1 pseudogene is annotated in these 353 nt (G+C 55.5%); it reads left to right on the top strand.

The features are described from left to right. Positions 1 to 353, top strand: a pseudogene (locus ACTHR2_RS10565) (hypothetical protein); the annotation flags it as partial.

Consider the following 353-nt stretch of genomic DNA (forward strand, 5'->3'; position numbering starts at 1 on the left):
GGTGGCCCGAGTGTGACCAAGTCCGGCATCAATGCCGCCGGCAACAAGATCACCAACGTAGCCGCCGGTACCGATGATACCGATGCCGTTAACTACGGTCAGCTGAAAGAAACCAACGCCAATGTGGCCAAAGGTCTGAACATTGCTGCCGACAACGGTAACGACGACAACGTCCAACTGGGCGAAACCGTTGCCTACCGCAGCAGCGACAAAAACATCGTCACCACCGTGTCCGACAACCAGATTGATTTCAAACTGGCCAAAGACATCACTGTCGACAGCGTTACCGCAGGCGACAGCAAACTGAATTCAGACGGCCTCACCATTACCGGTGGCCCGAGTGTGACCAAGTC

Origin of the sequence: Neisseria sp. P0006.S004 (assembly GCF_051963015.1) — a bacterium.
GTDB lineage: Bacteria > Pseudomonadota > Gammaproteobacteria > Burkholderiales > Neisseriaceae > Neisseria.